The sequence below is a fragment of the Nocardiopsis sp. NPDC055824 genome (genome assembly GCF_053616335.1).
Window position 1 is genome coordinate 1 of record NZ_JBSHDN010000054.1, and the last position, 17,145, is coordinate 17,145.

The 17,145-nt window shown below is 74.1% G+C and carries 15 protein-coding genes; 9 read left to right on the forward strand and 6 right to left on the reverse strand.

The window, feature by feature from the left end:
* The coding region (locus ACWGL3_RS13695; RefSeq protein ID WP_452461327.1) for an ATP-binding protein at positions 1 to 430 on the reverse strand (430 nt) is incomplete at its 3' end.
* 245 nt (positions 431 to 675) lie between these two features.
* Here ACWGL3_RS13695 and ACWGL3_RS13700 point away from each other — a divergent pair.
* The 3 genes from ACWGL3_RS13700 to ACWGL3_RS13710 all read left to right on the forward strand — a co-directional run bounded on the left by ACWGL3_RS13700 (position 676) and on the right by ACWGL3_RS13710 (position 2,858).
* The gene (locus ACWGL3_RS13700) at positions 676 to 1,494 is read left to right on the forward strand and encodes a helix-turn-helix domain-containing protein (RefSeq protein ID WP_267945465.1); all 819 of its coding nucleotides are present in this window, start codon (positions 676 to 678) and stop codon (positions 1,492 to 1,494) included.
* A complete protein-coding gene (locus tag ACWGL3_RS13705; RefSeq protein WP_267945464.1) occupies positions 1,491 to 1,661 on the forward strand; it encodes a DUF397 domain-containing protein in 171 nt (56 codons plus the stop codon). Before ACWGL3_RS13700 ends, ACWGL3_RS13705 begins: the two co-directional genes overlap by 4 nt.
* Before the next feature lie 474 nt (positions 1,662 to 2,135).
* Positions 2,136 to 2,858 carry a response regulator gene (locus ACWGL3_RS13710; RefSeq protein ID WP_267945463.1) on the forward strand — a complete coding sequence of 241 codons (723 nt, stop codon included), beginning with the start codon at positions 2,136 to 2,138 and terminating at the stop codon, positions 2,856 to 2,858.
* 71 nt (positions 2,859 to 2,929) lie between these two features.
* Here ACWGL3_RS13710 and cutA read toward each other — a convergent pair whose 3' ends face one another.
* Positions 2,930 to 3,259, reverse strand: a complete 330-nt coding sequence (gene cutA, locus ACWGL3_RS13715; protein ID WP_267945462.1) for a divalent-cation tolerance protein CutA — start codon at positions 3,257 to 3,259, stop codon at positions 2,930 to 2,932.
* Between the two features lie 219 nt (positions 3,260 to 3,478).
* On the opposite strand from cutA, the gene ACWGL3_RS13720 reads away from it, so the two are divergent.
* Complete coding sequence (locus ACWGL3_RS13720; protein WP_452461328.1) at positions 3,479 to 5,986, forward strand: DUF1963 domain-containing protein; 2,508 nt, start codon at positions 3,479 to 3,481, stop codon at positions 5,984 to 5,986.
* Positions 5,987 to 6,104: 118 nt separating this feature from the next.
* Here ACWGL3_RS13720 and ACWGL3_RS13725 read toward each other — a convergent pair whose 3' ends face one another.
* Positions 6,105 to 7,004 carry an oxidoreductase gene (locus ACWGL3_RS13725; RefSeq protein ID WP_267945460.1) on the reverse strand — a complete coding sequence of 300 codons (900 nt, stop codon included), beginning with the start codon at positions 7,002 to 7,004 and terminating at the stop codon, positions 6,105 to 6,107.
* Between the two features lie 66 nt (positions 7,005 to 7,070).
* On the opposite strand from ACWGL3_RS13725, the gene ACWGL3_RS13730 reads away from it, so the two are divergent.
* On the forward strand, positions 7,071 to 7,676 hold the full coding sequence (locus ACWGL3_RS13730) for a TetR/AcrR family transcriptional regulator (protein WP_452461329.1): 606 nt from the start codon (positions 7,071 to 7,073) through the stop codon (positions 7,674 to 7,676).
* A gap of 85 nt (positions 7,677 to 7,761) precedes the next feature.
* Complete coding sequence (gcvH, locus tag ACWGL3_RS13735; protein WP_452461330.1) at positions 7,762 to 8,145, forward strand: glycine cleavage system protein GcvH; 384 nt, start codon at positions 7,762 to 7,764, stop codon at positions 8,143 to 8,145.
* A 236-nt stretch (positions 8,146 to 8,381) separates the two neighbouring features.
* Here gcvH and ACWGL3_RS13740 read toward each other — a convergent pair whose 3' ends face one another.
* The 3 genes from ACWGL3_RS13740 to ACWGL3_RS13750 all read right to left on the reverse strand — a co-directional run bounded on the left by ACWGL3_RS13740 (position 8,382) and on the right by ACWGL3_RS13750 (position 10,956).
* Positions 8,382 to 8,567, reverse strand: a complete 186-nt coding sequence (locus ACWGL3_RS13740) for a hypothetical protein (RefSeq protein ID WP_267945457.1) — start codon at positions 8,565 to 8,567, stop codon at positions 8,382 to 8,384.
* A 412-nt stretch (positions 8,568 to 8,979) separates the two neighbouring features.
* On the reverse strand, positions 8,980 to 9,951 hold the full coding sequence (locus tag ACWGL3_RS13745; RefSeq protein ID WP_352984888.1) for an aldo/keto reductase: 972 nt from the start codon (positions 9,949 to 9,951) through the stop codon (positions 8,980 to 8,982).
* A 189-nt stretch (positions 9,952 to 10,140) separates the two neighbouring features.
* Positions 10,141 to 10,956 (reverse strand): hypothetical protein, encoded by an 816-nt coding sequence (locus ACWGL3_RS13750; protein WP_267945455.1) that lies wholly within the window; start codon positions 10,954 to 10,956, stop codon positions 10,141 to 10,143.
* A gap of 122 nt (positions 10,957 to 11,078) precedes the next feature.
* Here ACWGL3_RS13750 and ACWGL3_RS13755 point away from each other — a divergent pair, with 122 nt between their 5' ends.
* The 3 genes from ACWGL3_RS13755 to ACWGL3_RS13765 are packed head-to-tail and all read left to right on the forward strand — an operon-like array spanning position 11,079 to position 17,078.
* Positions 11,079 to 12,644: a hypothetical protein gene (locus ACWGL3_RS13755; protein WP_452461331.1), complete on the forward strand. Its 1,566-nt coding sequence runs from the start codon at positions 11,079 to 11,081 to the stop codon at positions 12,642 to 12,644.
* Positions 12,641 to 13,981, forward strand: coding sequence for a hypothetical protein (locus ACWGL3_RS13760; protein ID WP_452461332.1), 1,341 nt, complete (start codon positions 12,641 to 12,643; stop codon positions 13,979 to 13,981). The genes ACWGL3_RS13755 and ACWGL3_RS13760 overlap by 4 nt, the downstream gene beginning before the upstream one ends.
* Before the next feature lies 1 nt (position 13,982).
* Positions 13,983 to 17,078, forward strand: coding sequence for a tetratricopeptide repeat protein (locus ACWGL3_RS13765; RefSeq protein WP_452461333.1), 3,096 nt, complete (start codon positions 13,983 to 13,985; stop codon positions 17,076 to 17,078).
* The last annotated feature ends 67 nt before the right edge of the window (positions 17,079 to 17,145 follow it).

Here is a 17,145-nt window from a genome sequence, read left to right on the forward strand (position 1 = left end):
GGACGGTGATCGCTCCGCAGGGGGCCTGGGTCCAGTCCCAGTAGGCGCACACGGCCTCGACCAGCCGTAGGCCGTTGCCGCCGACGCGCAGGGGTCCGGGGTCGGGGACGGCGGGGAGTGTGGGTGCGGTTCCGGGGGTGGGGCCGTTGTCGGTGACGTGGAGTTCGAGGTGGCGGCGGGTGCGGTGGATCTCGATGCGCACGGTGCCGCCGGGCAGGCCGGAGGCGGTGTGGCGCAGGGCGTTGGCGGTCAGCTCGGACACCGTGAGGGTGAGGGGGTCGGTCAGGCCGGGGCGGGAGCGGGTGGCGTGGGCGGCCCACTGGCGGGCGGCCTTGACGTGGCTGGGGTGGGGGCCGATGAGGATGCCCGATGTTGTGGGGGTTCCGCACAGGCGGCGTGGAAGTGCGGGGGGAGGGGCGGTAGGCTGCATTTGTTGCACCTCGGGGCTTTCGGGGTGGGACATCAGCTCCGGCGACCGCTCTCTCACTTCGGTCGCCGGAGCTTTTTGATGCCTTCGTGTGGTCATGTACTCCAGCCACGTTCTTGTGTGGCCGGTGTCCTATCCGATTCCCACCATGCCTGAACTGGGGATAGCCCTTCTAGATGTGGTCGGATATTGAATCCGAAGTTCTTCTCAGCCTTCTCGACTGTAGCTACTAGTGGTTTCATGTAGTCATGACCGTCAAGAGAAGCTCCGCTGAACATGCTGCAATCAAGCAATTCGGCAATGAACTCAAGCGTCTGAGGGAATTGTCTGACATGTCGCAGAAGGAACTAGGTGACCGGATTGGGGTTTCGAAACAGCAGGTCGGAGCGGTGGAGCGTGGAGTCCGCAAGCCGTCGAAGCAGTTCGCTGAACTGACTGATGTGGCTCTGGAGTGCCACGGGAGCCTACGAAACCTGTGGCCCGGGGCGCGCCAGACTCAACCGTGGTGGCTGCAGGAATTTGTGGAACTCGAAGCAAAGGCGCAGGTCATCTACGAGTTTCATCCTCAGGCTGTGCCTGGTCTGCTCCAGACGAAAGGCTACGCCTGTGCCTTGGTTGACGCCGCATTCCCACCCCTGCTGCAACATGAGAAGGATCAGGTGATTACGGCACGTTTTGAGCGACAGAAGATCCTCAACCAGAACGCGCCACCCCTGACTCTGTTCGTCATCGATGAAGCGGCCCTTCGCCGTCCAGTGGGTGGAGAGCAGGTCATGGAGGAACAGTTAAGGGCCTTGCTCGCGGTTGCCTGCAAGCCCCGGGTGCAGATCCAAGTCCTCCCCTTCGCGAGGGGTGCCCATAGCGCCATGAACGGCCCACTGGTCATACTGAACATGGCGCATGCGGAGTCTCTTGTGTACGCCGAGACTCCAGGCTCGGGGCAGGTGATCACGGACCCGGGGGTCGTGGCAAACTGCGTTGAGCAGTTCGGAGACCTGCGCGGCGTCTCACTGTCGCCGGTCGAGAGCTTGCGATTCATCGCATCGCTAGGAGGAGAAGGCACGTGACCCACGAGTGGCACAAGTCCAGCTACAGCGGTAACACCGGGCACTGCGTCGAGGTTTGCGAGGGTGTGGTCACGGGCGTGCGTGACACCCAGAACCGAGAGTTGGGACAACTCGACGTCCCCGCTCCCGAATGGACCGCGCTGCTGAACGCGATGCGCAGCTGGTAGTACCACCCTCACACACGCGAAGAACCGCACCCTGCCGTCTGCCTGGGCAGGGGGCGGTTCCCATGTTTAGGAGATCGGTTAACCCACGGGAGGGTGCACCGCCACGGCCGAGCGTCCTTCGACGTGCTCGGAACAACCACTCCGGCCGATGACCACGGCCAATGGCGGATCCGCCTTCCCCGGGGGAACGCGGACAACCTCCGATGTCGCCCACACCCGCGCCACTCGTGAGAAGATGAGACACACCGCCCACCAGGAGGAATCGATGGGTCTCCATTTCTCCCGATCTCCTTTCGCGCCTCTGGTCACCGGCTGGACCTGCACGTACGGCAATCACCCGCACCGCCCCGGGGCTTCGATCCTCGAAAGCCCTTTCTGCGAGGACTGATGAAAACCCTTGCCCCTTTCGGGGGAAATGTCCGAATGCCCGGAAGGTAACTTCCGGCGGCTGTCTGACAGAAGAAAGGCCCGCCTGTGAGCCCCCACCCCCCCACTCCCGCCGAAATACCTCTCCCGATCGACGAACCCTCCACCCCTTCCGCGCCCATCCGCGTCATGGTCGTGGACGACCACGCGCTGTTCCGCCGCGGTCTTGTCTCGGTCCTGGACGAGGAGGAGGACATCAACGTCGTCGGTGAGGCCGGACGGGGGTCGGAGGCCGTCCGGCTCGCCGCGGGGGTACGCCCCGACGTCGTCCTGATGGACGTGTGGATGCCCGGTTCCAACGGCATCGACGCCTGCTCACAGATCCGGCAGGCCGCCCCGAGGACCAAGTTCATCATGCTCACCATGAGCGACGAGAACTCGGACCTGTTCGACGCCCTCAAGGCCGGCGCCACCGGGTACCTCCTCAAGGAGATCGCGGTCACCGACATCGCGCGCGCCGTGCGCGCCATCGCGGACGGCCAGTCGTTCATCAACCCGCGGATGGCCAACAAGCTCATCGGGGAGTTCGCGGAGCTGGCCAAGCAGGAGGCCACCCCGCCGTCCGCCCCCGCCATCCCCGACCTGACCCCGCGCGAGACCGAGGTCCTCAAGCTGCTCGCCCGGTCGCTCAACAACCGTGAGATCGGGGAACGGCTGTTCATCACCGAGAACACGGTGAAGAACCACGTGCGCAACATCCTGGAGAAGCTGCAGGTGCACTCCCGCACCGAGGCCGCCATCTACGCGGTGCGCGCCGAGTACGTCAGCTAGGGTTCCGGAGCCGACGGCCCCGACCGGCCGGCGCCCGAGGTCGCCGAGGCGCTGGAGTCGGCCCGTACCTGCTAGGCGGGGTCGGGCTCCGTCGTGGTTCCGATCCAGCGCAGGTAGTCCGGGGAGCCCGCCACGATCGCGGTCGCGACGACCTCGGGGTTCGTCCACGGGTGGTGCTCGACCAGGTGCGCCTCGATCTGCGGGTACCGGTCCGCGCGCGCCTTCAGCAGGAGCTGCCACTCCTGCCCGGCGCCGAACTCGCCCAGGTGCCAGAACACCGACGTGACGGGCCCGACGATCTGCGCGCCGGCCGCGAGCTTGGCCGTTACGAGGGATTTCGCCAGGTCCACCGCCTGCTCGCGGGTCTCGGTCGCCGTGGACACCTGGACGTAGCCGGTCATGGAGGGGTCCGTTCCGTCGTGGGGATTATCCGGCCAGTTTAGAGTTCATCCCCCTTGTCGAATCGGCGGTAGCAGATCAGTGTGCGGGCGATGCGGGCGAAGGCGCGGAAGCGGTCGTCCCGGTGTTCGTGCAGGTGGCGCGGGAAACGGCATCCGGCCGACCTCGGACGGTTCGCGGTGACGAACGCTAATGTCACGCCCTGTTCCTAAACTGCCGACATGCACATATCCGAAGCAGAAATGGCCGATTCGGGTGCCGGTGCGGACAGCTCGCCCCGGGTGACGGCAGCGGTGCGGGACTGCCTCGCGCCGTTGCGGGTGTCGGAGGTCTTCGAGCCGGTGGCCGAGCACGTACTGCGCGGTACCGGTCCGGAGGTCCTGGCGGCGCTGCGTGAGCGGCCGACCGGCGCCGACATGATCGCCAAGCCGGACGTCACCTGGTCGGCCGCGCGGGTGAGGGCCGTCACCGACCTGCATCCCGGCTGGTCGCCGCAGGACGCCGAGGCCGCACGGCTCACGGTCTACCGGACCGCGCAGGCCGACGTCCTCGCCCGGTTCGGGCAGGTGCTGCACGCCGCCGGCGACAGGACCCCGGCCTCCGGGGAGCCGTCGTGGCTCCTCGTGCTGGCCGACGACGTGACCCGTGCGTACGGCGCCGCCGGGGCCGACGCCGAGGACGTCCAGCGGCGGTGGGACCCCCGCTTCCTCACCGAGGTCGCCCGGGCCGGCGACGCCCCCGGCCGGACCCCCGTGCACGCCACCCTGTCGGCGCTGCTGTACGCGGACTCACGCCATTGGGCGCACCGTCGGCACCAGCTTCTGGAGAGCGACGCGGGCATCGCGTTCCTCGCCCGGTACGCCGACGAGCTCGCGGACGTCGCCACCGGGCTCGCGGACCACAACCGGAGGTCTGTGCTGCGCCTGTGCGCGCGCAGACCGGAAGCGCACGCGGCACTCGCCGCCGAGCTGGCGGCCGACGCCGACGCGGGCGTCCGCACGGAGGCGCTGGACACCCTGTCCCGGCTCGACGGGCCACGGCAGGTGGCCCTGCTGCGACAGCACCTGCGGACCGCGTCGCCGGACCGCCTGTCGGACCCCCTGGCCCGCCTGGCCGACCTCGACGGCGGTGTCGTGGCGATCGAGGAGGCCCTGGCCGAAGGCGGCGACGGGCCGGAGGACCCGGAACGCGAGCAGCTGCTGCGCCGGGTCGTGTACCGCGTACGGGTGCTGAGAGCGGCGGAGGCCGTCGTCCCCGTGCCGCCCGTCGCCGCGCCCCAGGACGCGGACCTCGCGGAGGAACTGCGGGCCCTGGGGGCCGACGGTCCCGGCGGAGACGACCGTTCCTGGCACGGTGTCGAGGGGCGGCTTTCGCTGATGCCCGACGTCCGCGCCCTGCGGGACGCGTACCGTGCCGCCGGGATGCCCGACGCGGACCGGCGGGCCGCCGCGCTCCTGGTCACCCGCACGACCCACGCCCGCCGAAAGATCGGCGCCTTCCTGACACCTGAGGACGCCGAGCGCTGGTGGCCCCTCTTCGCCGAGCGCCTCGACCTCGCGGACGAGTACCTCGACGGCGGCGACGGAAAGCGGCACCCGGACCAGTCCGCCGTCGACACGACGACGATGATCCTGACGATCCTCGAACGGTTCCCCGCCGCACCCGAAGCCCTGGTCCCGCGCCTGACCTCGCTCGCGCTCGGTGCGAACCGCCACCGCCTGCCGGCCCGGCGGGTGCTCGGCGACCACCCGGTCGCCCGGGCGGCGGCGACGGCCGCGCTGTCGGACGCCGACGCGGGGACCCGCTCGTCCGCCGCGGAGTGGCTCGCGGGGCTGGGCGAGCCGGGAGCGGTGGCGCCGGAGCCCGGCTGGGAGTTCGGCGCGGGGGTGCTGTCCCCGGCGGTGAGGGCCCTGCCCGCGTCGACGCTGTGGTGGCTGGACCGGTTCCGGGAGCAGGCGCTGGACAAGGGGGTTCCGGCGGACGACGTGGACCGGTGGCTCGGGCTGGCCCGCCCGAAGCTGCGGACTGCGCGCGACGGCTCCGGCCCGGCCGTCGGCCGGCTCGGCGGTCCGCTGATGCTCCCGCCGGACGTGCCTACCCCGGCCACGGTGTGGGGCCCCGACAACTCCTACGAGTACCAGCTCATCGCGACGCTCGACCTGGCGGCGATCCCGCCGGGCGCCACCGACCTCCCGCTCCCGCCCGACGGCCACGTACTCCTGTTCGCGAACGTCGAGCTGGACGAAGAGCTCCTGCCGGGCGGCGCCGTGTACGTCCCGGCGGGAACCCCGGTCGAGGAACGGGAGGTCTCGCTCGACTACGAGCCCTACGAGTACGACTCCCCCGAGGCCCTGGACGACGAGCTGCGGCGCACCGGCGACCTGCGGCTGACCCCCGGCGTGGGACTGCCCTCCTGCCCTGTCGGGGACGAGGCCCTCGCCCTGCACCCCCACGCGGAGACGCTGCAGGAGGTCTGGTCCGAGCAGTCCGACGAGGGAGGCGAGTGGCAGATCGGTGGCTACGCCGCGGACTTCGACGGCTACGGGGACCCGGCGCCCGCCTCGGCGTACTCGGAGGAGGACGGGCAATGGCCGGGCCCCGGGGACTGGGTCCTGCTCGCGCAGTGGGTCGGGGTCCCGATGGGGATCCTGTACTGGACCATCCCCCGCCAGGACCTCGAGGCGCGCCGCTTCGACCGCGTCGTCGTGCAGATGTACGCCAACCCCTGACCGGCCCGTCTCCTGGGCGCGCGGCCCACTGCGTACAGGTGGGCCGCGCGCGGTGCCGCGACCGGTACGCCGGTGGCCGCGCGCCGGCCGGGGACGCCTCCGGCGCACCCGCCCCGGTTCAGGCGCCGGGCAGCAGGAGTCGGGGGAAGGCCACCCCCGTCAGGGTTTCGGAGGCCTCCCACAGGCGTCGCGCGACCTCGGCGTCCCGCGCCCTCGCCGAGCGGCCGACCAGCTCCGGTGCCCCGCGCCCCTCCAGGAACCCGCCCGGCCCCGCGTAGCTGTCGCCCGGGACCTCCGCCACGGCCGCGTACAGCGTCGGCAGGGCCCCGTCCTCGTCGCTCTGCGCCAGGAAGCGGACCACGGCCTGCTCCACGAGGTGGCGCACACGCCGCCGCGGGTCGGTCTTCAACAGGTTCGTGGCCGCCAGGCCGGGGTGCGCGGCGGTGGCGGTCACCGGGGAGCCGGCCCGGGTGAGCAGCCTCTGGAGTTCCGAGGTGAACAGGAGGTTGGCCAGTTTGGACTGCGCGTACGCGGCCGTCGCCCGGTACGGCTTGCGCTCCCAGTTGAGGTCCTCGAAGTCGATCGCGCCCGCCTTGTGGCCGTTGGACGAGACCGTGACGACCCGGCCCCGCAGGCGCGGCAGCAGCAGGTTCGTGAGCGCGAAGTGTCCGAGGTGGTTGGTCCCGAACTGCAGCTCGAAGCCGTCGGCGGTGCGTGTGAGCGGAGGGAACATCACCCCCGCGTTGTTGACCAGCACGTCGACGGGCTCGGTGAGGTCCTCGGCGAAGGAGCGGACCGAGGCGAGGTCGGCGAGGTCGAGCCGCCGGACCTCGACGTCGCCCGTCATCGCGTCGGCGGCGTCGCGCCCCTTGGTGGCGGTGCGCACGGCGAGCACCACGCGTGCGCCCCTGGCCGCGAGGAGGCGGGCGGCCGCCCGGCCGATGCCGCTGTTCGCGCCGGTGACCACGACCGTGCGCCCCGCCATGGAAGGGATGTCCGAAGCAGAGAATGTTGCCATGGGCTACAAAGTAGTCAGTGAAAACAAAGTAGTCAACGAAAACATGGCCTGCTAGACTCGGGTCCCATGTCAGACCCCAACGAAGAGCGGCCCTACCACCACGGAAACCTCCGGGCCGTCCTGCTCGACGCGGCCGATCGCTGCCTCCGGGAGCGCGGCGCGGACCAGCTGTCGCTGCGCGACCTCGCCCGGGAGGTGGGCGTCAGCCACGCCGCGCCGCGCAGGCACTTCTCCGACCGGCAGGCGCTGCTGGACGCGCTCGCCGAATCCGGGTTCGCCCAGCTGGACACGGCGCTGCGCACCGCTCTGGCGGGCGCGGGGGAGGACTTCCCGGCGCGCGTGCGGGGCGCGACGACGGCCTACACCCGCTTCGCGACCGAGAACGCCGCGCTCCTGGAACTGATGTACTCCAGCAAGCACCGGCCGGGGGCGACGCGGGTCATCGAGGCGGCCGAGGCGCCGTTCGGCCTGATGGCCGACCTGATCGAACAGGGGCAGGACGAGGGGGCGCTCCGGGCGGGCGACCCCGAGCGGATCGGGCTCGTCCTGTTCGCGACCCTCCAGGGCATCGCCTCGATCATCAACGGCAACTTCGTCGGACCGGACATGCTCGACGCACTCGTGGAGACCGCCGTCGAGCAGTTCCTCTCCGGGAATCGCCCGGCGGAGTGAGACGATCACCCGAAGCGACCACGCGATCTCCCACGGTGCGCAAGCATGGAGTGGCATGCCAGCCGCACCGACGAGGAGAACCCCTGTGTCCCAGCTGCCCGAGAACCTGCGCTACACCGACGACCACCTCTGGGTGCGCGCGGACGGAGACACCGTGACGACCGGCCTGACCGCCCACGGGCAGGAGCTGCTCAGCGAGATCGTCCTCGTGGAGCTCCCCGAGATCGGGGACGAGGTACAGGTCGGCGGCACGGCCGGGGGAGTGGAGTCGGTCAAGGCCTACAACGACCTCTACGCCTCCGTGGCGGGCGAGGTCGTCGCGGTGAACGAGGCGCTCGTCGAGGAGCCCGGTCTGGTCAACGAGGACCCCTACGGGGACGGATGGATCTACAGGCTCAGGCCCTCCGACCCCGGAGCGGTCGACGAACTGCTGGACGCCGCGGTCTACCGGGCGACCATCGACCAGTGACCCGCACCCGGCGGCCGACCGGGTCGGCCGCCGAACGCGGTGCCGTGCCGTGGTTCGGCACGAGGACGACGCGGGGGCGCATGCCCCGCGCACGGAGCTCGCCGGTCACCTGCCGGAGCCCGAGAGGCCGCCGGTCCACGGCGTGAAGTGGGCCGGATCCGCCGCACGGGCGGGGCGCCGGTGCTCAGGGGCGCGGTGTCCGGGCCGTGCGCGCGAAGGGGGCGGCGTATCAGTACTCAGTCGAAGTCCTCCGCGTACACCACACCTCCGCCGAACAGGCCGGCCTCACGCAACCGGTTCTGAGCCTCCCGGGCCATGTGCGGGCCCAGGTCCTCGTCCTCCGACAGGCCGTGGTCGGCACGGAAGGCCGCTTCCAGCTCGGGGGTCATGGCCGGGTGGACGTCGAACTCGTGGATGGTCATGGTGTCAGCCTAGACCGGGGAAGCCCGCCGAGCGCTCAAGCGCCGGACCTCCGTCGGTCCCCGCCGTCACCGCCCCGGCCCCCGTGGTCGGGCGAAGGCAAGGGGCCGGCCGGTCCGGGCGAAGTGTGCCATGAATCTGAGCTTCCGGCGGCGGCTCCGGCGTCGGTTGATCCACTTCCTCTCCTCTGTTGTCGGGGGCGGGCTGTTCGTGCTGTGGCGCGGGCGGCCCGCCGTCGTTTCGGGGATGAGGTCCGGGGGAGTGTCCGCCCGGGACTGTGCGGGTGATCGACCCGCCGTACGGGCACGACGGGTTCCTGATCGAGGTAGACCGGGTGGCCGGGCCGGTCCGCGAACTCCTGGCGGACGGGGACCGAGGCCGGGACAGGGCGCCCTGTCCCGGCCTCCCGCGACCTCAGGAGACCCCGGATCCTCCCGGGCCGGAGTCCTCGGACAGCAGCTCGGTCGACTCCTCGTCCAGCCGCAGGTGGTTGACGGCCATCAGGTCGGTGAGCTGGTCGGTGTTGCGTGCGCTGGCCAGGACCGACGCCACGGCCGGCCGGTCCGACAGCCACGACAGCGCGACCGAGGCCGGGGAGACGCCGTTGCGGGCCGCGACCGCGTCCAGGGCCCCCAGGACCAGCTCGGCGCGCGGGTCGTCCAGGTAGGCGCGGGCCGTGCCCGCGCGCGGGCTGTCGACCTCCGCACCGCCCCGCCGGTACTTGCCGGTGAGGAACCCGCGGGCCAGGCCGAAGTAGGGCAGCAGGGACAGGCCGCGCTCCAGGGCCAGGGGCACCAGGTCCTCCTCGACCCCGCGCTCCATCAGGTTGTAGTGGGGCTGCACGCACACCGGGGCGTGGAGCCCCTGGTCGGCGCAGATGTCCAGCCACTCGCGGATGCGCCCGGGGCTGTGGTTGGACAGGCCGATGTACCGGATACGGCCGTCGTCCACCAGCTCGGAGAACGCCCGCGCGCTCTCCGCGAGCGGGGTCCCGGGGTCGTCGTGGTGCGCGTAGTAGAGGTCGATCACCTCCACGCCGAGCCGGGCCCGGGAGGCGTCCACGGCGGCGTGGACGTTGGCGGCGGACAGGCCCGGGAACTCCGGGTGCCCGCTGACCTTGGTCGCGAGGACCAGGCCCTCGGGGCGGCCGCGCTCCGCCAGCCAGCGGCCGATGACCGTTTCGGACTCTCCTCCGCTGTTCCCCTCGACCCAGGCGGAGTAGGAGTCGGCGGTGTCGACGAAGTTGCCGCCCCCGGCGACGAACGTGTCGAGGACCTTGAAGGAAGTGCTCTCGTCGGCGGTCCAGCCGAAGACGTTCCCGCCCAGGCACAGGGGGGATACGCGCAGGTCGGTGCGGCCGAGAGGGCGAAGCCGTACGTCGTTCATGCTCACCGTGTTCCGTCGGGTGTGTGGTGCCGCGGACAGGTTAGGCCAGAGCGGGGCGCCGGGCCACCGTTTCCCGGAGAGTGCGCGGGGCTGCCCCGGCCGCCGTGACGGCGCGCCCCGCCACGCGCGGTCCCGGCCGGGTGTCCGGCCCCACCCGGGCCGGAACCGGTCGCGCACGGCCGGCCCGCGTCACCGGACCCCCGGGTTGGCGGGGGTCTGGAGGACCAGCTCCTCCTCCCGCTCGGGAAGGTAGTGCACCGTCAGCACCCGTCCCACCTGCACGCTCACGACCGAGGACGCGGGAAGGACCTTCACGACGGCCGCGTGGAAGAGGCTTCCGTCCGGGCGGGTCACCCCCAGCCCGATCTCCATCTCCGGGTTGCCGTTGAGCAGGCGCCCGGTCGGCCGCACCGAGGAGACGACCCCCTGCGCCCGCACACCGCGCGCCGCGATGTCCAGGTTGCGTTCCGTCGTCAGACCCGCGCGCACCATCACCGCGTTGTAGGCCGCCTGCACCAGGGCCGGGTCCTCCCCGCGGTCCAGGGAGACCACCCCGGGCCGGTCGTGCAGGTACCGGACCGGCAGCACCGTACCCGGGACCAGTTCGGCCACCTGGGTGATGTCGACGACGTGCTTGGCCACCGCGGAGAACCGGTGCCCCTCCGGCGTCTCGACGTCCATGCTGATCGCCAGCTGGGGCTGGTCGTTGACGCTCAACCCGGTACGGGCCACCCCGGTGACGGTCCCGATCCCGACGGGGGCGTCGGCCGCCTCCTTGCGGCCCAACCCGCCTCCGAGTCCGCCGAGCGCCGAAGCGACCCCCAGCATCGGCAGCGTGGTGCCCAGCATCACCAGCGCCCCGATCGGCGCCCACATGTTGCGCAGCCACGGGCTGACGAACGCGTCCGGGGGCGCGGTCACCCCCGCCCACACGTACCAGCCGACCAGGCCGAGCGCCGCGACCGTCTCGACGAGCACCACCGAACGAACCACCGACCTGCCCATGGATGCCTCCCTCTCACGCTCTCGATGTCCACCGGGACCCATCAGACCCCGCCGCCGCGTCCTACCGATCCCAGGTTCGGACCTGCCGTCGACCGGGGGGGCCGGGCCGGTACCCTCGTCCTGTGCCAGCGACTCCCCTCGGGACGCTCCAGCCCCGGTCCCAGGTCATCGACCGGGCCTGGCGAGCGCTCGGCCCCGGACTGGAACCGCTCAGCGGCCCCGGCGGCGCCCCGCTCACCCGCGCCGTCAAACTCCTCGTCCTCCCGCTCGTCCTGCGCCCCGTCCTGCGCCCGGAACTCGCCGGGGACCTCCTCACCGACGAGGCCGCCGACCTGGCCGCCGGCCTCCTGCGCGGGGACGGGCCGCGACTGGCGGCCGCCGCCGGCTGGTTCACGCTGCTCAAGCGGGTCCGCCGGGCCCTGCGCGTGGTCGGGGGCAACCCGCAGGACCTGTACTTCCAGCGCTGCTACGAGCTCGCCGCCGAGCACGGGGCCCCGCGGCCCCCCGACGCGGAGGAGGTCGCCAGGCAGGTCGTCCTGGAGCTGGCCGCGCGCGACGGCGGGCGCACCGTCGAAGCCCTCAAGGCCCACCTGCGCGATCCCGCGACGGAGAGGTCGGTCGCCCAGGCGCTGTCCCGCGCCTGGGGAGCACGCCCCGTACCCGCCGCCCCCGGCGCCGTCCCCGAGGCGGACGCCCTCTCCCTCGCGGACACCGTCCTGGACGGGTGCGCACCGGCCGACCGGGGCGCCTCCGGGAAGCGCGGCGGCGCCTTCCCCGCCGACGGTGACGTCCCCCGGTACCGGGAGCAGGAGTGCGGGACGGACCTCCGGGACCCCGGTGACACCGCGGAGAGCGCCCTCGCCGCCCTGGTCGGGGGCGGCCACGGCAAGCGTCTGGGGTCGGCGCTGTGGGCCGCCGGTCCGGCCTCCGCCTGGGGACCCGAAGGCGTACCGCCCCACCTGGGCCTGAGCGCCGACCCCCCGCCGCCGCGCCCCGGCGTGGGGAGCACGGCGTCCACCGCGACCCTGCCGGCGCCCCTGGACCGCACCCTCTACGAGAGGGTCTTCACCGTCCTGAGGGCGCCCGGACACCACGACCTGCCGCCGGTCCCCGAGCTCGTCGCCGCCGAGACCGCGCGCAGCTGCTCGCCGCTCGGCCTGTCCGACGAGTCGCTGCGCGTGGCGCTCCTGGTCGGAGGACGCCTCGCCGCGGGGCTCGACCCGCTCGGCACCGCCCCGGGTCCCACGCGCGCGCACCGCGCCATCGACCGCCGCTGGCGCCGCGAGTCCTCCGTGGCGCGCGCCCGGCGCATGACCGTGTCGCCCTTCGACGCCCCGAGCGCCCACGGCACGGAGGCCGGGGCTCCCGGCGCCGGTCCCCCGGACGGCGGGGCGCCGGGGACGGGGCCGGCCCCCACGCAACCCCCGGCCCCCACCGGCCCCCCGGCCTCCGGGGAGGACCTTCTCGCCGACCTCGGCCGCTCCCTGCGGACCCCGTGGATCGCCTACACCCGCCGCCTGTGGGCCCGCCTGCACGGCCGCGACGCCCACGCGGCCGGGATCGACGGCCCCGCCGAGCTGTGGTCCCTCCTCGACGGCGTCTCCTACTCCGTGCTCATGGACCACCGGGCCCGCGTGCGCGCGGCCCTGCGGACGCTGACCGACACCACCTCCGGGAGCCCGGCATGACCTGGATCGAGGTGAGGGCGGAGGAGGACGGCGTGAGCGTGGCCGTCGAGGACCGCCTGAGCGTCCCCGAGTTCGGCCGGTCCGTCCTCGACGCGGCCGGCGCGCTCCTCACCTGGCCCGACATCGCCGGGCCGGGCGCGGTCGCCACCGGGGTCCCCCCGGGAACCGCCCTCTCCGATGCGCGGGAGGGGGCCGCCGCGTCCGGGGCCGCCCCGTTCGGCGGCCCCCGTCCCGACCTCCTCCCCGACGCTCTGGTGGAGTCCGCGCCCGAGGCCCAGACGTGGCTGTGGGCCGTCTACGGGGCCGGGGCGGCGCGCGCCGTGGCGGCCTGCGCGAGCGGCCGGGCGCACGCCCTGCGGGTCGCCGCGGAGCCGGGTGCGCTCGCGCGGGACCTGCACCGGCTGGCCACGGGGCACTGGGCGTCCCGCTGGTGGCCCGCCTCCCACCTGGACGGCGTTCCCGCCCTCGACGCCGACCTGCTCGGCCTGGAGCTGGCCGCGCTCTCCCACCGGTGCCAGCAGGTGTGGGACCCGGACGCGGACCCCGCCGCCGACCTGGTCCTCGAACACCGCGCGGGCGTCCGGCCGCTGCTCGACCTGTGGCACGCCCGGCCGGGCGCCGTCTCCGACGTCCTCCGGTCCGTGCGGGCGGTGGCCGACGACGCGGGGCTCGACGTCGACGGCCTCGCCGGACCCGACGACCCCGGCGGCCGGGGCGGCTCCGGCCCCGCCGGGTGGACGGCCCCCGCGGGCGGTGCCGTTCCCCGTCGGCCGGGCGCCCTCCCACAGGACCACGCCCTCGCCGCCGGCGGCGCCGCGGGGCCGCCCCCCGGCGCCAGGGTGATGGGACGGGGGACGGGGACCAACGACTGGTGCCGGTACCCGCCCGGGTTCGTGGACGCCTCCGAGGACGCCGTCACCTGGACCGCCTTCGCCCACGGCTCCCGGCGCGCGGTCCTGGTGGAGGCGGTTGCGGGGGAGGCTCGCCCCGCCCCCGGCGTGCGGCCGGTCGCGGAGGTCCGGGTCGGCGCCACCGTCCCCGTGCGGGTGCGCTGCGAGCGCGCGGGGGACGCCTGGACCGCCCTCGTGGACACCGCCCTGCCGGACACGGCCGCCCCCTCCCCGGACGTCCAGGTGGTCCTGCCGGGGTTCGACCCCGGACCGCAGGACCCCGCCCGCGCCCGCCGGACCCGTGAGGGGCTGCGCGCGCTGGCCCGCCGCCGCCTCGCCGCGGCCGGGGGCGCCACCGGACCGGACGGAGCGGGAGCGGGGGAGGGGTTCGGCCCCGCGCCCTTCCTCGCCGAGATCGTCGCGGCCCACACGGAGGAGGACTTCTGACATGGCCCACCCCCACGACCCCTCCCGCACCCCGGCCGGGGCCGCTCCCGCCGACCCCCTCGACCCGTCCGACGCCTCCGCCGGGGACGCCCCCGAGGACCGACCCATGGGCTTCGGGGAACCCTTCGACTCGGGGCTGGCCCACAGCGAGGCACTCCTCGCCGGGAGGGAGCTCGCCGCCGCCGAGGACGTCCTCCTCCAGCTCCTCGACGCGGCCGAACGCCTCCCGGACAGCCCCGACGTGCGGTTCCTGCGGGGACTGCTGCTCACGGACGTGGGCATGGTCCGCTCCGAGCGCGGCGCACCGGGCGACGGGGTCCCCGCCCTGGACGGCGCGCTCGTCCTCCTGCGCGCCGTGGAGCCCCACGCCACCGGCCCCCGCGGCCGCCCCCTGTGGCTGTCCATCCTCCTCAAGGCCCTCCTGGAACGCGCCGAGGCCGCCCGCAGGTCGGGCGACCACCGCACCGCGCACACCCTGCTGGACGAGGCCGACCTCAGGGCCGGGGAACCGTGCGACGACGGCGCCCGCCGGGCCGAACTCGCCGACTCCCGGGCGCGCCTGCTCATGGAGCGCGGCGACTGGGGCGCGGCCGAGGAGCTCCTCACCGCCGCCCTGGCCACCGCCCCCGAGGGACCGGCCCCCTACCTGCTGACGTCCATGGGCCTGCTCCTGGCGAGCACCGGCCGGCCCGAGCAGGCCGAGGACCACCTGGACCGCGCGGCCGAGCGCTTCCGCGCGCTCGACCCCGCCGGAGCCGAACCGGCCTTCCTCACCGGCCACCGGGGGTTCGCCGCCGTGCGCCGGGGCGACCTCGACGCGGCCGAACGCCTCTACCGCACGGCCTCCGTCGCCCTCGAACACCAGGGCGACCACGTGTCCCTGGCGGTGTGCGAACAGGCCCGCTCGCTGATCGCGCAGGCCAGGGGATCGGCCGACGCCGCCCGCGAGCTGGCCGCCTCCTCCCTGTCCCGCTTCGAGGACCTCGGGGTGCGCCTGGCGGCGGCGGACGGCCTCGTCGTGACCGCCCGGCAGGCGTTCGAGGCGGGGGACCACCTCGCGATGAAGGACATGTGCGAGCGGGCCCGCGCCGTCTTCGAGGAGATGGGCGCCTACGAGCGGTGCGCCCAGACCGACTTCCTCGTCGCCCGGGCCGTGGACGGGCTGCTGCGGGCGGGCCGCTTCGAGGGGCACGAGCGGGAGGCCCTGGACTCCGCACTGGCCCTGGCGCTCCCCGCGTCCCTCGCCCTGGAGTCCATGCGGGCCGACTTCGCCACCGGGCACGCCCGCGACCAGTGGTCGGCGCTCTCGCGGAGCGCCGTCCGCCTCGTCTTCGAGCTGGCCCTGCTGCGCCGGGACCAGGGGCTGCTGTTCGAGCTGGTGGAGTTCCGCTGCGCCGGCGCCCCCCTGGCACCCGCGCCCGCGGCGGAGGGGGCCTTCCCGGGGCCGGGGGCCAGAGGACCCCTCGCCCCTCCGGACCCGGAGGGACCGGACCTGCCCCCCTCCGGAGGGGGAGCCGTGGACGTCTCCCTCGCGGCCGGGGGAGGGCAGGACCCGGGCGCCCGGGGCGCCGACGGGGTGAGGGTCGAGCTGCCGCCCCGCGTCCTGATGGGGGAGGGCACCGACCGCACCGCGCTCCAGGAGTACGTCGTCGCGGCCGAGGGCCGGTACCGGCGCAGGGTGACCTCCGACCGGACCGTCGTTGCCACCGCCGGGCCGTCCCCCTCGTTCCCGTATCCGGTGCCGACCGTGCTGGTGCGGCTCGCGGACGCCGGGGACCTGTACATGACCTGGCGGTGGACGCTCGGCGCCCAGGGCTTCGGCACCGGGTACGCGCCCGGGGACGACGCCGACGCGGTGACGGCCGAACTCGCCGCCGCGCTCCCCGGACCCGGAGAGGACGTGGCCGCGGCCCTCGCCGACGGGGCCATGACCGACCCCGCGCGGGAGCGGGACCTCGCCGCCCGGCTGGCGTCGGTCCTGTGGCCGGCCGAGCTCACCGACCAGATCCGCCAGGTGGGGGAGGGGACGGGCGTCCGCCCGCTGGTGCGGGTGCAGCCGTCCCCGCGCACCGGCCAGGTGCCCTGGGAACTCCTGGCCGTGGACGGCGGCCGGCGGCTGCTCGACCTGGCGGACGTGGTGCTGGCGGTGCCGCTCGCCCTCGGGGCGCCGACCGACGTCCAACCCGCCCCAACCGCTCCACCCGGAACACCGCCCCCACCGGCGGCGTCCGGGGCGCCCGGCCGTCACGGGCCGGGGGAGCACGGGGCCGCCCCGCCCCCCGACCCGGCCGCGCCCACGGGCCGCACCGCGACCGCCCCCGCCGTCCTCGTCCTCGACCCCCGGGTCCCGGGCTTCCGCGCGGACTCACCGCTCGGGTCGGTCCTGGGAAGACCGGGCACCGACCCCGACCTGCTGGCCCTGGTCCGCGCCCACCGGGACGCGGGCGACATGCTGCCCGCGGTCTCCGCCCCGGAGGAGGCCCTGCGCCGCACCGACCAGGACCGGGAGTGGCTGGGACGCGCCCTGCGATCGGGCGCCCGCCGCCTGCTCTACGTCGGCCACGTCACGTCCGCCCCGGTGGAGGGCGGCCAGAGCGAGGACGCCCGCCTGCACCTGTGCTGCGGCCCCGAAACCGAGGGGCACGCCGAGGTCGTCCGCTCCCACCGGCCGCTCTCCGCCAAGGACCTGCTCACGGGCGGCGCCGACGGCCGCCCCGGGGCCGAGCTCTGGCCCTCGCCTCCCCGGGTGGGGCTCATCGCGTGCGAGAGCGGCGCGGACGCCCGCTTCACCGAGTCCTTCGGGCTGGCGTCGGCCGTGCTCCGCAACGGCGCGGACCTGGTCACCTCCGCCCGGTGGGTGCTGCCCACCAACCTCGCCCTGCACCGCTTCGGGAGGGTGCCCCCCGACGAGCGCCCCCTGTCCGCGCTGGTGGCGGCGGTGGACGCCGCCCACGACGCGCCCGACCCCGTGCGTGCGCTGGCCGATTGGCAGCGCACCCGGCTGGACCGCTGGCGCACGGCAGGGGACCCCTCCGCGACCCCGCTGATGTGGGCCGCCCTGGTCACCGCCACCGCCGAGCCGCCCCGGAGCCGCTGACCCGGAGAACACCCCGCCCCGCCGGACCGGCGCCCGCCCGTGCTCCTGCCGCCCCTCCGGGGCCCCG

Excerpts from the sequence above, each read along its gene's own strand:
- ACWGL3_RS13730 (WP_452461329.1), top strand. The coding sequence starts at position 7,071 with ATGTCAGACCCCAACGAAGAGCGGCCCTACCACCACGGAAACCTCCGG.
- ACWGL3_RS13740 (WP_267945457.1), bottom strand. The coding sequence starts at position 8,567 with ATGACCATCCACGAGTTCGACGTCCACCCGGCCATGACCCCCGAGCTG.
- ACWGL3_RS13765 (WP_452461333.1), top strand. The coding sequence starts at position 13,983 with ATGGCCCACCCCCACGACCCCTCCCGCACCCCGGCCGGGGCCGCTCCC.
- ACWGL3_RS13760 (WP_452461332.1), top strand. The coding sequence starts at position 12,641 with ATGACCTGGATCGAGGTGAGGGCGGAGGAGGACGGCGTGAGCGTGGCC.
- ACWGL3_RS13700 (WP_267945465.1), top strand. The coding sequence starts at position 676 with ATGACCGTCAAGAGAAGCTCCGCTGAACATGCTGCAATCAAGCAATTC.
- ACWGL3_RS13745 (WP_352984888.1), bottom strand. The coding sequence starts at position 9,951 with ATGAACGACGTACGGCTTCGCCCTCTCGGCCGCACCGACCTGCGCGTA.
- cutA (WP_267945462.1), bottom strand. The coding sequence starts at position 3,259 with ATGACCGGCTACGTCCAGGTGTCCACGGCGACCGAGACCCGCGAGCAG.
- ACWGL3_RS13750 (WP_267945455.1), bottom strand. The coding sequence starts at position 10,956 with ATGGGCAGGTCGGTGGTTCGTTCGGTGGTGCTCGTCGAGACGGTCGCG.
- ACWGL3_RS13720 (WP_452461328.1), top strand. The coding sequence starts at position 3,479 with ATGCACATATCCGAAGCAGAAATGGCCGATTCGGGTGCCGGTGCGGAC.
- ACWGL3_RS13725 (WP_267945460.1), bottom strand. The coding sequence starts at position 7,004 with ATGGCAACATTCTCTGCTTCGGACATCCCTTCCATGGCGGGGCGCACG.